The 14196-nt window shown below is 42.7% G+C and carries 13 protein-coding genes and 1 rRNA gene; 2 read left to right on the forward strand and 12 right to left on the reverse strand.

Going from position 1 to position 14196, the window contains the following annotated elements; all coding sequences use genetic code 11:
• Positions 1-213: 213 nt before the first annotated feature.
• Positions 214-329 (forward strand): 5S ribosomal RNA (gene rrf / locus G337_RS0114950).
• Positions 330-1272: 943 nt separating this feature from the next.
• On the opposite strand, the gene hslU is transcribed toward rrf, so the two are convergent.
• From hslU to lptM, 11 genes are all read right to left on the reverse strand, one after another.
• Entirely contained in the window at positions 1273-2607 is a 1335-nt protein-coding gene (gene hslU / locus G337_RS0114955) for an ATP-dependent protease ATPase subunit HslU (protein ID WP_028864616.1), read from the reverse strand.
• A gap of 12 nt (positions 2608-2619) precedes the next feature.
• A complete protein-coding gene (hslV, locus tag G337_RS0114960; protein ID WP_028864617.1) occupies positions 2620-3174 on the reverse strand; it encodes an ATP-dependent protease subunit HslV in 555 nt (184 codons plus the stop codon).
• Positions 3175-3326: 152 nt separating this feature from the next.
• Positions 3327-3869 (reverse strand): SPOR domain-containing protein, encoded by a 543-nt coding sequence (locus G337_RS0114965; protein ID WP_028864618.1) that lies wholly within the window; start codon positions 3867-3869, stop codon positions 3327-3329.
• Positions 3870-3871: 2 nt separating this feature from the next.
• Entirely contained in the window at positions 3872-5620 is a 1749-nt protein-coding gene (argS, locus tag G337_RS0114970; RefSeq protein ID WP_028864619.1) for an arginine--tRNA ligase, read from the reverse strand.
• A 223-nt stretch (positions 5621-5843) separates the two neighbouring features.
• Positions 5844-6299, reverse strand: coding sequence for a hypothetical protein (locus G337_RS0114975; protein WP_028864620.1), 456 nt, complete (start codon positions 6297-6299; stop codon positions 5844-5846).
• A gap of 257 nt (positions 6300-6556) precedes the next feature.
• Positions 6557-8728 (reverse strand): DNA helicase II, encoded by a 2172-nt coding sequence (uvrD, locus tag G337_RS0114980; RefSeq protein ID WP_028864621.1) that lies wholly within the window; start codon positions 8726-8728, stop codon positions 6557-6559.
• Positions 8729-8763: 35 nt separating this feature from the next.
• Positions 8764-9471 carry an HAD-IA family hydrolase gene (locus G337_RS0114985; RefSeq protein WP_028864622.1) on the reverse strand — a complete coding sequence of 236 codons (708 nt, stop codon included), beginning with the start codon at positions 9469-9471 and terminating at the stop codon, positions 8764-8766.
• A 39-nt stretch (positions 9472-9510) separates the two neighbouring features.
• A complete protein-coding gene (gene xerC / locus G337_RS0114990) occupies positions 9511-10410 on the reverse strand; it encodes a tyrosine recombinase XerC (protein ID WP_028864623.1) in 900 nt (299 codons plus the stop codon).
• 435 nt (positions 10411-10845) lie between these two features.
• Complete coding sequence (gene dapF, locus G337_RS0114995) at positions 10846-11673, reverse strand: diaminopimelate epimerase (protein ID WP_028864624.1); 828 nt, start codon at positions 11671-11673, stop codon at positions 10846-10848.
• A gap of 94 nt (positions 11674-11767) precedes the next feature.
• Positions 11768-13030, reverse strand: coding sequence for a diaminopimelate decarboxylase (lysA, locus tag G337_RS0115000; protein WP_028864625.1), 1263 nt, complete (start codon positions 13028-13030; stop codon positions 11768-11770).
• A gap of 93 nt (positions 13031-13123) precedes the next feature.
• The gene (gene lptM, locus G337_RS26335) at positions 13124-13348 is read right to left on the reverse strand and encodes an LPS translocon maturation chaperone LptM (RefSeq protein ID WP_037027611.1); all 225 of its coding nucleotides are present in this window, start codon (positions 13346-13348) and stop codon (positions 13124-13126) included.
• 91 nt (positions 13349-13439) lie between these two features.
• On the opposite strand from lptM, the gene cyaY reads away from it, so the two are divergent.
• A complete protein-coding gene (cyaY, locus tag G337_RS0115010) occupies positions 13440-13757 on the forward strand; it encodes an iron donor protein CyaY (RefSeq protein WP_028864626.1) in 318 nt (105 codons plus the stop codon).
• A 45-nt stretch (positions 13758-13802) separates the two neighbouring features.
• Here cyaY and G337_RS0115015 read toward each other — a convergent pair whose 3' ends face one another.
• Positions 13803-13982 carry a hypothetical protein gene (locus G337_RS0115015; protein WP_028864627.1) on the reverse strand — a complete coding sequence of 60 codons (180 nt, stop codon included), beginning with the start codon at positions 13980-13982 and terminating at the stop codon, positions 13803-13805.
• Between the last annotated feature and the right edge of the window lie 214 nt (positions 13983-14196).

The following is a 14196-nucleotide window of genomic DNA, read 5'->3' on the forward strand; positions in this document are numbered from 1 at the left end:
GTATTGAGCTAACTTGTACTAATTACCCGTGAGGCTTAACCATACAACACCTAAATGGTGTTGCGTAGCAACGACATTAGTTGACTACACCAAGACAAATATACGTTTGCGAAAACATATTTTACAAACTGCAAGATTGATAGAACAAAACAAGTGACTATGCATCCCCACGCGGATGCATGGGAACGAGGCTTTCCTAATTAAATTTTTATGCTTGGCGGCAATAGCGCTGTGGTCCCACCTGATCCCTTTCCGAACTCAGAAGTGAAACGCAGCTGCGCCGATGGTAGTGTGGGGTTTCCCCATGTGAGAGTAGGTCATCGCCAAGCGCCTAATACGAATAATCCCTGTTGACTACGTCAGCAGGGATTTTTTCGTTTTAGCGCTTTGACGGCGATGACTACTTCACATGGGGAAAGGTGAGAAGCACCAACGAAGTTGGTTTCTACTCATGTGATAGTAGGGCGAGTTGCGCGACAGCGCAGTGTCACGAGCGGACGAGCTCTGCGACTCCTGTCCATCGTCAAGCTTGCAATCTATAAGCAACCTATACAAATAGCCCCACTGGTTAGTTCTGGTGGGGCTTTTTTAATTCCTGCGATTTATGTTTTGACCTGCTCTCGCATGGGGAAAGGTTAACAGCACCAACGAAGTTGGTTTCCTGTCATGTGATAGTAGGGTGAATTTGGCGTAAGCCAAGGTTCATGAGCGGACGAGCTCTGCGAGTCCTGTTTCATTGCTAGACACCTATTAGAAAAAGCCCTGATGGAAACATCAGGGCTTTTTTGCTTTTAAAATCTAAAGATGGCCCCATCAACGTCAAACAAAGCTTCCACTATTACAGCGAACTTCCTTATGCCACTAGCATAAGGGGTTCGCCTACATTCTCCTCCGGGTCAAGGGACCCTACTCTCCTTCCCTTTCCGAACTCAGAAGTGAAACGCAGCTGCGCCGATGGTGCTTAGCTGCATCTTGTTTCCTTGAACCTTGTTCAAGGGACTGCAATACAAAAATGGTCTCCCATGTGAGAGTCGGGGTGAGTTCAGTGAAAGCTGAGTGTCACGAACGGGCTAAGCTCCGCGTGCCCTGTAGATTGCGCGACAGCGCAGTGTCACGAGCGGAGGAGCTCTGCGAATGCTGTCCATCGCCAAACGGGCAATAACGAACCCGAGTGAACCTGCTCGCTCCTGTATGGAAATTCAAATTCCAGATAAAAAAAACCACTATCAAATTTCTTTAATAGTGGTTTGTTGTTATCTGTTTATTTTGAGGTTATAAAATATAGCGGCTTAAATCTTCATTTTCTACAACGTCATCTAAAGAATTTGCTACGTATTTTTCATCAATGATAATACTGTCACCTTGACGATCAGAAGCTTCATATGAAAGTTCATCCATAATCCGTTCCATTAAGGTGTGTAAACGACGTGCGCCGATATTTTCGGTTGTTTCATTCACATGCCAGGCTGATTTAGCTATTTTATCAATACCGTCTTTAGTGAATTCAATTGTTACCCCTTCAGTAGCTAACAGCGCTTGATACTGCTCGCTTAGAGAAGCTTTAGGCTCTGTCAGAATTCGAGCCAGGTCTTCTTCTTTAAGCGCTTCCAGTTCAACTCTGATAGGCAGACGACCTTGTAATTCAGGAATAAGGTCCGATGGTTTCGCTATCTGGAATGCACCTGATGCGATAAACAGCATATGATCTGTTTTTACCATGCCGTGCTTAGTACTTACCGTTGAACCTTCAATTAACGGCAGCAGGTCGCGTTGTACACCTTCGCGTGATACATCCGGGCCTGATGCTTCACCGCGTTTACAAATTTTATCAATTTCATCGATAAAGATAATGCCGTTATTTTCCGCTGCAAATAACGCTTTTTCTTTAAGATCTTCCTGATTAACCAGTTTAGCAGCTTCATCTTCTATTAATGCTTTAAGCGCATCTTTGATTTTCATTTTGCGTTTTTTAGTTTCTTCTTTCCCGGACAAATTCTGGAACATACCCTGGAGCTGATTGGTCATCTCTTCCATGCCTGGAGGTGCCATAATCTCTACACCGACTTGTGGTACCGGCACATCAATCTCAATCTCTTTGTCGTCTAGTTTTCCTTCACGTAATTTTTTACGGAAAGACTGACGAGCCGCGCCGTCTTCAGTCGAGGTATTATCCCATTCACTGCTGGTTTTCGCCGGTGGAATTAGAATATCCAGAATACGGTCTTCGGCTAAATCTTCTGCCCTATGCGTTACTTTTTCCATCTCTTGTTCGCGAGTGATTTTAATGGCTACATCAACTAAATCACGTACGATTGTTTCAACTTCTTTACCTACATAACCAACTTCAGTAAATTTGGTTGCTTCAACTTTAATAAACGGCGCATTGGCCAGTCGTGCTAAGCGGCGGGCTATTTCCGTTTTACCTACACCGGTCGGGCCGATCATCAGTATATTTTTAGGAGTTACTTCCTGACGAATCTCTTCATCAAGCTGCATACGGCGCCAGCGGTTACGAAGTGCTATAGCAACAGCGCGTTTTGCTTTATTCTGGCCGATAATATGGCGGTCTAATTCATGTGCAATCTGTTTTGGAGTCATATTTGACATAATGCTGTATTCCTATTTTTTGCTGTCTGCGTTGTGATTATCTTCATAATCAATGCATTCGATTGTCTGGTTGGTATTTGTGAATACACAAATGTTACCTGCAATGGTCAGCGCTTTTTCAACAATTGTTTTCGCGTCTAAATCTGTATTTTCTAACAGCGCTGTTGCTGCTGACTGTGCGAAGTTGCCGCCTGAGCCAATTGCAATTAAATCATTTTCCGGTCTGACCACATCACCGTTACCTGTAATGATGTATGAATGGTGCTTATCTGCAACGGCTAATAATGCTTCCAGCTTACGGAGCATCTTATCTGTACGCCAGTCTTTAGCTAGTTCTACTGCTGCTCGTTCCAGGTTACCCTGGTGTGCCTGTAATTTAGCTTCAAAACGCTCTAATAAAGTAAATGCATCTGCAGTACCGCCGGCAAAACCTGCCATTACTTTATCGTTATATAAACGGTGCACTTTGCGTGCATTGCCTTTCATGACTGTATTACCGAGAGAAACTTGACCGTCACCACCAACAACAACCTGGCCGTTGCGACGTACTGAAACAATAGTAGTCATAATTATTACCTTTGAGCTTAGAAATTGAATGAGCCGAATCGATTTTGGCTCTTAGTGTTATAGATATATGGGGGATTATTTTTATTTCAAGGGAAGTAAAAACACAAAAGGGTAAATTATTCATTTACCCTTTTAGTTCTTTCTTAAATTAATTAACGCCAAAACCAGATCTGGCAGCCGTTAATTCTAGCCCGCTGCAGTTTATGGCGCTCTTTTTCAGCGACACGTTTACGCTCATAGGGGCCCAAAATTACGCGGTACCAGTTACCGGTTTTCTTAACCTGGCTGTTTAATCCCTGAAAGGCAATCTGTGCTTTTAAGGATTCAGCATCCTCTTTTCGACGGAATGAACCACACTGCATCTGGTAAGGATCAGTTGCTTTCTTTGCAGCAGGGATATCGACTACAACCTCTTTTTCTTTAAGGGCATCTTCATATTCCCACTGCGGCTGTGGTTTTTCCGGCAGTACTTCTTCTTTTTTCACATGTTGTTTTTTTATCACAGCGGCCGGTTCTGGTTTTTCAACCGCAAAAATAAAATAGCCGATAAAAGCAATTAATAAAAGCGCCGCGAAAGACGCTAAAAAAGGAAATCCCTTTTTAGGCGAGTTTCGTTTGCTGACCGGGCGTTTACGAGGTGCTTTTTTATTCGTTTTTGCCGATCTAGCAGGTTTGCGTCTATTAACAACAGCCATTTTTACATGCGTTCCAGTGTGTTAATACCAAGCAGTGATAGTCCTTGCTTAAGGGTTTTCGCTGTCAGTGCAGCTAATTTAAGACGGCTTTGTTTTTGTGTTTCATTTTCTGCAGCTAGAATCGGGCAGGCTTCGTAGAAACTTGAAAACAGACCTGCTAACTCAAACAGGTATGAGCATAAGAAATGCGGCATCCCTTGCTTAGCAACACTGTTAACTATTTCGTTAAACTGCATTAGTTTGCCGGCCAGATCTCTCTCTTTCTCTTCTGTTAACGATATATCAGCTGTTACGCTGTCCATAGATATATCGGCTTTATTGAAGATACTTGCTACACGTGTGTAAGCATATAATAAGTAAGGTGCTGTATTACCTTCAAAACTTAACATGCTGTCGAAGCTGAAGGTGTAGTCACTGGTGCGGTTTTTAGAAAGATCTGCATATTTAACTGATGCAATACCAACAACAGATGCGATATGGCGAAGCTCCTGCTCATCCATCTCTTTATTTTTTTCTTTTACTAATTCGTAAGCACGCACTTCAGCTTCAGTTAACAGATCTGCTAATTTTGCAACAGTACCTGAACGAGTTTTAAACGGACGGCCGTCTTCTCCCATTACTGTACCAAAGGGCATATGTTCAAGAGACGTCTGTTCTTTTACGAACCCAGATAAGCGTGCAACTTCAAATACCTGCTGGAAGTGTAAACCTTGACGCGCATCTACAAAATAAAGAACACGATCAGCATTCAGCTCATTCTGGCGGTAACGCATAGCCGCTAAGTCAGATGTTGCGTATAGGAAACCACCATCTTTTTTCTGAATGATAACAGGAAGCGGTTCGCCTTCTTTATTTTTGAAGCTTTCTAAAAAGACACATTTAGCGCCCTGGCTTTCTTTTAATAAACCTTTTTTATCCAGATCTGCAACAACAACTGCTAAGTCTTCGTTATAAGTGCTTTCACCACGCACATCTTCACGAGTCAGGCTCACACCTAAACGATCGTAAGTTTCCTGACAGTGGGAAAGGCTGATTTCATTAAATTCTGTCCAAAGTTTTAAACACTCTTCATTACCGCCTTGTAATTCAACCACTAAATTACGTGCGCGTGTTGCAAACTCTTCGGATTCATCAAAACGACCTTTGGCCGCACGATAAAATACTTCAAGATTGGAAAGATTATTCTCAATAGGTTCGTTTTTAGCACGCAGCTCTTCCATGTAAGCGAGCAGCATACCAAACTGTGTTCCCCAGTCACCAACGTGATTCTGGCGAATAATATTATGTCCCTGAAACTCTAATGTACGAGCAACGGCATCACCGATTATTGATGAGCGTAAGTGACCGACATGCATCTCTTTAGCAAGATTTGGTGAAGAGTAATCAACAACAATTGTCTGCGGATTTTCAGTAACGTCAACATTTAATTTAGTATCTGCAAAAGCACCGTCAATTTGTTTCTCAAGGTGGTTAGGATTAATAAAAAAGTTAATAAACCCCGGGCCTGCAATTTCCATTTTTGTTACTAAATCGGACTGTGGAATATTTTTTACAATTAACTCCGCTAAAGCGCGAGGGTTTTGTTTTGCCGGTTTTGCTAACATCAGCGCAAGGTTATTTGCAAAGTCACCATGAGATTTATCTTTCGTGCGGTCAATAACAATGCGCGGCTGGATATCTTCAGGAAGAATCTTTTGTGTTTGTAGAGAAACAATCGCTTGCTCAAGTAGTTGCTGGATATGCGCTTTCATAGATAAGTCACCAATTGATACGGGCCGATACACCAAAACCACTTAAAAATAGGGATCATATAAAAATTATGATTCCTGTATTTTTAGGTGATTCGGGTAATATAAATAAGCGCAGATTCTACCGTTTATCGGCGGTGAAGACTAGGGGAAGGGCTTTAAAATAGATACTTTAAACAGAAAATTATCTTCTGTTTAAAGTGTCAGAAAACGACTGTTACTATTTTTACATAAATTCAAATTCATGGCTTGCCATCACCACATGGTGCAGTGTTTCTTCTTCCCTGTTGGATAAATTTTCCAGTGCCACTTCCGCTTCAATGGTCGGGGAGTTATAAGCGGCGGTCTGCATAAGCTCAATCAGCTGTGTATCAAGCTTCATCGCTAAAGCGACCACGTCGTCAATCGCTAGTTCCGGCTGCAGTTTCATCTGCTGGCATTTCATGGGAAAGCTTTGATCAAAAACATTATCAAGCCAGGTGTCCAATAAACTTTGCGGCGCCTGCTCCGCATAATCATGAAGGTTGAGATAGGAAAGCTGTTCTTTGTTGCGCATAAAATCCAGCAGTAACTTAACTTTTTCTTCACTTGCTTCCTGGCTGAGACGCAGATAGAGATCTGCAAGTGCCATATGGCATTCTTCTATATAACTGAGAAAATCTTTAACGGGTTTAAAAGACATTCTTAACTCCTGTACATATCCATTTGCGGCTGCCGGCGCTTACTGCCGGCATGCATTGGATTTAAATAAATATAAAATTTTACGTTTAAAGTTTAGTTAATATTATTTTATTTTATAACAAGGGTGGTTAAAAATTGTACGAAACTTGCGCTGTGACTGAGTTTTTTTATAGGGGGAATTAATATCAATGACTTATATCTGGAAATACGCTTACCGTCCGGTTATAAGCTGTATAACCGGACCTTGATTCATTTTATTTAAACTGCTTCAAGTCGTGCATAAGCTGTCATTAACCATTTACTGCCGGCACCCATAAAATGAACTTGTAAACGGCTGTTTTCACCGCTGCCTTCCTGTGCTGTCACTGTCCCTTCTCCAAATTTAGGGTGTTTGACCTGCTGACCAAGTTTAAAGCCCTGGATATCCTGACTTTCTCCGCTAAAGACAGGTTTTTTAACTGTTGCCGGCTGCATTCTGCGAACCTGGGTTTTAAGGCGGATATATTCGATATCCTGTTCCGGCAGTTCGTTAATAAAACGGGACGGTGAATGAAATTTTTCCTGGCCGTATAAACGACGGCTTTCTGCATGACAGATGGTCAGCTTGTGCATCGCACGAGTCATGCCTACATAACAAAGGCGGCGCTCTTCTGCTAAACGTGTTTCATCATCGGCAGACTGCTGACCGGGAAACATGCCTTCTTCCACACCAACCATAAATACCTGCGGGAACTCCAGGCCCTTAGCAGCATGCATGGTCATCAGCTGCACTGCATCGTCAAATTCATCAGCCTGGTTGTCGCCTGACTCTAATGCGGCATAAGCGAGGAACGCAGTAAGCTCATCCATATCCTGCTCTTCTTCAGGGATAACAAATGATTTGGTGGCAGAAACAAGCTCCTGCAGGTTTTCTATGCGGCTGCGGGATTTTTCACCTTTTTCATTTTCAAACATTGCCTGCAGACCCGAACTGCAGATGACATGGTCAACGATCTGAAATAAAGGAAGTTCCGATGTTTCGCTTTTAAAGCGGTTGATCAGTTCAATAAACATTCTCAGCGAAGAAGCCGCGCCGGCACTGAGCTGTTTATTTTCAATTAAAAACAGACTTGCCTGCCACATGGTATAACCCTGCTCGCGGGCGCAGATGCGGATTTTATCAAGTGTAGTATTGCCAATTTTACGTTTCGGTTTATTAACCACACGTTCAAAAGCCGCATCATCCTGGTGATTATTCATTAAACGCAGATAAGCGACACTGTCTTTTATCTCTAAACGGTCGAAGAAACGCTGCCCGCCGTAGATATGATAAGGGATCTGCTGCGCCATTAACTGTTCTTCGAACAAGCGGGACTGGGCATTGCTGCGGTATAAAATCGCACATTCAGCTAATTTTTTGCCGCTGTTTTTCCAGGTCTGCAGCTGCGTGGTGACATAACGCACTTCGTCATAATCATTAAATGCGCTGTAGATAGCAATCGACTCACCATCTTCTCCGCTGGTCCATAATTCTTTACCAAGGCGTTCACTGTTGTTTTTTATCAGATGGTTAGAAGCATTCAGTATATGCCCTGTGGAGCGGTAGTTCTGTTCTAAACGTACGGTTACCGGGTTATTTTTTTCTCTTAAAAAACGCTGGATATTTTCAACATCGGCGCCGCGCCAGCCGTATATTGACTGATCATCATCTCCTACAATGGTCAGATAATTACCGTTATCGGTGAGCAGATTCAGCCAGGCGTACTGCAGTTTATTGGTATCCTGGAATTCGTCGACTAATACATGGCGGAAACGCTGCTGATAATGCTGCAGTAACGCCGGATATTGTAGTAGCAGTTCATGGGCACGTAATAACAGTTCTGCAAAATCAACCAGCCCGGCCAGCTGACAAGCCTCTTCATAGGCTTGATAAACCTGCAGGCGCTGTTTTTCCTGCAGACTGTAACCCGCTTCAATATGTTTCGCGCGTAAACCTTCATCTTTTTTATCGTTGATATACCACTGCAGCTCCTTCGCAGGATAGTATTTTTCATCCAGATTAAGGCTTTTGATGATACGTTTAATCATCTTCTGCTGATCATCACTGTCAATTATCTGAAACTGTTCAGGCAGGTCTGCTTCCTGATAATGTAAGCGTAATAAACGGTGGGCTATACCGTGGAAAGTACCTATCCACATGCCGCCGATATGATGTGGACAGATGTCGGCAATACGGCCGCGCATCTCTTTGGCCGCTTTATTGGTAAAGGTTACCGCTAAGATGCCGTAGGTCGGGATGTTTTCTACCTGCATTAACCATGCAATGCGATGGGTTAAAACCCGTGTTTTACCACTGCCGGCGCCTGCCAGAACAAGCATATTCTGCTCGGGAGCAGAAACTGCCGCACGCTGGTGATCGTTTAAACCATCAATTAAGTAAGAAACATCCATAAGAAAACCTGTTTATTTATTCAGTTGTCAGCTAACTATAGCAGTTTGTACAGGTGATCTAAATGGCTGATTTCAACACTCGGCAATAACCGAGCACCATTTAGAGATTGTTTATTGGGATTAAACCATACAGCCTGTGCGCCGTTATTCTGTGCGCCGTAAACATCACTGATCAGATGATCGCCGACATGCAGGATATCACTGACTTCAATATTTAAACGTCTGGCCGCTTCTATAAAAAGATCTGCGTGCGGTTTGGATTTCAATCCGTCACCTGCTTTTAAAATAAACTGAAATTTATCGTGCAGGCGAATTTGAAATTCATCGACATTACCATTGGTAATAGCAATAACCGGATAAGATTCAGCAAGTTTTTCAAGAAGCTGAATGCTTTCTAAGGGCACAGTAAAGTCGCTGCGCAGTTTTAAAAACTCTGTAAAGGCGTGCTTAGCATATTCAACGGCTTTGAACTGAGGAATGCCATGGATGGTCATTACTCGAGTCAGTGTTTTAATGCGCCATAAAGAAACATCATACTGCAGTTCTGGAAACTCTTTTACAATAAGATCTTTGTATAATAACCACTGTTTCTGCGTTAACTGTGCAAGTTCAGGGTAGCTGTTATTGAGGTGTTCAATAATAGCACTTTCCGCTTTTTTGATGATCGGATGGTTGTCATACAAGGTATCATCAAGATCAAAACTGATCGCTTTAAAGGGTCTGACAGGTCGATAGTACTTCATAGTGATTATTCCGATTGATGTTGAATAGATAGTGAACAGTTACTTTTTTCGTTTTGCACGCGGGTGAGCCTGATCGTAAACCTGGGTTAGATGCTGAAAATCAAGGTGGGTATAGACCTGAGTGGTTGCTAAATCAGCGTGTCCCAGTAAGCTCTGCACCGCACGCAGATTACCGCTCGACTCTAACATATGTGTGGCAAAAGAATGGCGTAATTTGTGCGGGTTGAGGTGACTGGGCAGTGCCTGTTTTAATCCCCACTGTTCCATTCTCGCCTGCACATTACGCTCTGAAATTCGATTTTTCTGTTTAGAAACAAACAGGGCGGTTTCGCCCGGCTGGCAAAAGTCAGGACGTATTTTGAGCCACTGCTTAATTGTCTGCACCGCTCGATCCGTAATGGGTAATAAACGCTGTTTACTGCCTTTACCGGTTACCATCACCTCTTTTTCAGAGAGTTTAATATCAATCAAGTTAATACCAACTAACTCGCTAAGGCGCAGCCCTGATGAATACATCAGCTCCATCATGCATTGGTCCCTGACGCTGAGCGGATCGTCTTCATCAATATCTAGGAGCTGGAATATTTCGTCAACTGATATATTTTTCGGTAACGGTTTGTCCAGTTTGGGGGCAGATATGCCCTTGGCCGGATTATGAGTTATTACTTCGAACTGCACTAAATGCTCTAGAAAGGAGCGTAAAGCTGACAGCTTAGTGGCAATTGAACGTGCTTTAATACCTTTCTGGTGAAGCTGTTTAACCATCAAACGCACGGTCTGACTGTCCAGCTCTGTCCAGCTGCTTATTTTTTTATCCTCAAGCATAGCGCTGAACTCGGCTAAATTGCGCTGGTAGTTTTTAATGGTGATCGGGCTTAACCCCCGCTGGCTGGCAAGGTGGTTTAAATAACTTTTTATAAGAGGCTGTAATGAGCTCATAAATTCTCTAAGTTAAAAACGAAAGGGTATATACCCGTTACCAATCAAAATGCATTTATCAGTCACCCGCTCGGATACCAAGACAAGGCGCAGCATGATGACCTTTCGAGAGATTAACTTCGTTAATCCTCTATCGGTAGGATTAAAACAAAGACTTTAATCCTTGAATGGCAGGCCCTTATCGAATGCTGCAACGCAGTATTGGTTTTCGAGCGAGTGACCCACGGGGCAAGCCGAGAGGTAAACATCTTCGTTGTTGTGAAGTCTCGATTTAACCCGTTAGATCTTCACCTTCACGTCTAGAAGCTGTCCACCTCTCGACCTGCTGATTTTTGCATATTGAATGATAACGGGTATAAAGCAAAAAAGTGCAATTTTGCTGTTATAACAGAAAAATTGCACTTTTACAGACAGACCGCTTTTCGGGGGAGATAATCAGATCTGAATCTGCCCGTCAAATACAAACTCTGCCGCACCTGTCATTCTTACATTTTGTCCAGGCTGCCAGAAAAAGCGTAATTCACCGCCGGGCAGGGCAATGGTACAATGTGTATCAAGCTTACCCTGCAGCTGGCCGACAACCGCTGCTGCGCATGCTCCTGTACCGCAGGCCAGTGTTTCGCCTACACCACGCTCCCAGACACGTAAACGTGCAAAGTCACGGCTTTTAACTTCTAAAAAACCAACATTTACTTTATTTGGAAAACGTTCATGTTTTTCTAATAACGGTCCGAGTATTTCAACGGGGGCTTTATCAATATCATCAACTAAAACCACGCAGTGCGGATTCCCCATGGATACTGCACCGCAGATAACCGTATGATCTTCAACGCGAAGGATATAAGTTTTTTCTTCTTTTTTGGCTGTAAAAGGAATTTTTGCCGGATCTAAAACTGGCTTGCCCATATCGACGGTAATGTTGCCGTCCTGTTCTATTTTAAGCTGAATTTTACCTTTAGCAGTGCTGACATTAATCACTCGTTTCTGCGTTAAACCTTTCATTTTAACAAAACGTGCAAAGCAGCGTGCGCCGTTGCCGCACTGTTCAACTTCACTGCCGTCGGCGTTAAATATCCGGTAATGAAAATCCAGCTCTGGGTCATAAGGCGGCTCAACCATTAATAACTGATCAAAACCAATACCAAAATTACGATCGGCTAAGCGGCTGATTGCATCTTTTGACAGGAAAACATTTTGAGTGACGTTATCAATGACCATAAAGTCATTACCTAAGCCCTGCATTTTGGAAAATTGAATATTCATTAGTTCTCGCTGTTGATTTATCGCTGCATCGGTATTTTGTCTGTAACTGGAGTAAAGCGGGTGCATTCACTCCAGTTAATAAAGAGAATTATTTTTACGGTAAAACGTGCTCGCCGCGCCATAGATCTCTATGCTCTTCGCGTTCCTGCACCACAAAGGCCTTTTCACCATCAACAATAATTTCGGCAGGGCGGCATCGGGAGTTATAATTTGAACTCATTGTTGCACCATAGGCACCCGCGCTGCGTACAACCAGATGATCACCCTCTGCTAATGCAAGCTGACGCTCTTTACCCAGAAAATCACCGGTTTCACAGATCGGGCCGACAATATCATAAGTCCGCAGCGGACGAATTTCTGAATCACCAAGCTGGTTATTGAGCGGGATAATATTCTGCCATGCGCTGTATAGTGCCGGGCGGATAAGATCGTTCATGGCGGCATCAACAATTGCGAAGTTTTTATGATCGTTCAGTTTTAAAAACTCAACTTTAGTCACTAAAACACCGGCATTGGCCATAATGGCACGGCCGGGTTCAAAAATCAGTTTCAGCCTGCGGCCGTTCATTCTGGCTACAATCGCTTTCATATATTCAGGCGGCTCAGGCGGTGTTTCTTTATCGTAAGGAACACCTAAACCGCCGCCTAAATCAAGATGATCAATAGTGATCCCCTGTTCAGCCAGCTGGTCTATTAAAATCAGTAGTTTATCTAATGCTTCAAGAAAAGGTTCAATTTCAGTTAACTGTGAACCAATATGGCAGTCCACACCTTTTACTTCGATAAATTCAAGTTCATTCGCCAGATGGTAAACCGTAGAAGCCTGTTCAATTTCGATACCGAATTTATTTTCTTTTAATCCGGTTGAAATATAGGGGTGTGTGCCTGCATCGATATTAGGGTTAATACGAATCGATATAGGTGCTTTTTTATTTAGGCTCTCTGCCACTTCGTTGATCCGGTACAGCTCAGAAATAGACTCAACATTAAAACAGAGAATCCCTGCCTGTAAGGCCGTTGCAATTTCAATTTCGGTTTTACCAACCCCGGAAAAAACCACCTTTTTCGGATCACCGCCGGCCTGAATAACACGTAATAGTTCGCCGACAGAAACAATATCAAAACCAGATCCTAAACGGGCCATTAGATTCAATACGCCTAAATTTGAATTAGCTTTTACGGCATAACAGATCAGGTGAGGGTGATCACCGGCAGCCAGATCAAATCCCTTCCAGTGACGTTCAATGGTTGCTCGAGAATATATATAAGCCGGCGTGCCGGATTTTTCGATAACCTGCTCTACCGGCAGTCCTTCAACAAAAAGACGACCATCATTCTGATAATTAAAGTGATCCAATTTTAAATCCTTTTCATTTACTTAAGTCTGTTTATGAACCTAGTTCGTCAATCGACGACTGGCGAGAGTTGAAGTGAAACCTTGTCTGTTATATCACTCGCTTATAGCTGTATTTTCAGAAGTGCTGTCAGGCTCTTCGCTGCTTGTTTTCTGGCTATCCTGCTGTAGCTGTAGCTGTAGCTGTAGCTGTTCTGTCTGCTGCACAGTTTCAGTCTGCGGCGGCTCCACAGGTGTTCTATAAAGCGGGCCTTTCATACCGCAGCCCGCGAGCAGACTTGAAAAAAGCAGAGTTGTTAATAAGATATTTGTGTTTTTCATGCCTGATCCTAGTAATATTTTTTGCGCGAGATACTCAAGAGCTTTGAGTATATAATCGCATTTCATTGTTCAAAAGCAAAGGGGAAGTAAGATGAATGATAGTGAATTTCAACAATTAGCTGATGAGCTATACCAAATTATTGAAGATTGCATCGAGGAATCAGGTGCCGATGTGGATTATGACCAGAACGGCGGGCTGTTAACCCTTGAGTTCGAAAACCGCAGCAAGTTCATTATTAATCGTCAGCAGCCGCTGCACCAGGTCTGGTTAGCGACTTTAGAAAATGGCCATCATTATGACTATAAAGACGGAAAATGGATTGATGACCGCAGTGGTGATGAGTTTTTAAGTTTTTTATCTGAGGCTGTTTTTAAACAGTCAAAAGAGAAGGTGGCCTTCAAGTATTAATCAGATTCTGCCTGAATGCTTATTTGAATAACCACCTGCTGCGGATTAATTTCTGTGCAGGTGGCGGCGCCGGAAAATAAGATGATACACGGCATATAACCCGACTAAAGCAGATATAACCCAGTTGTGATAGGGACTGTAACCTTGAATAAAAATATCAAACAATACGGCTAATGCTAAGGTTAAATATGTGCTTTTAATTACTTCGTGAAAAATGTAATTCATAACAATTATCTCCTGCTGCATTCGAATAACAGTCATAAATGTAGCTCAATAATTAGACATTTTCAGTTAATTACTGCTGCAGAACGGTTGTTTTTTTAAGTAGAAAATTAATTAGTTGTTTTAAAAAGACTTTTTTTTGATGGATGTCGTTTTTTGCGATAAGTCCGGAATTTTTACAAATTTTCGCCGAAATCCTTATTATTTGAATGAAAGT

This window comes from Psychromonas aquimarina ATCC BAA-1526, from assembly GCF_000428725.1.
Classification (GTDB): Bacteria; Pseudomonadota; Gammaproteobacteria; order Enterobacterales; family Psychromonadaceae; genus Psychromonas; species Psychromonas aquimarina.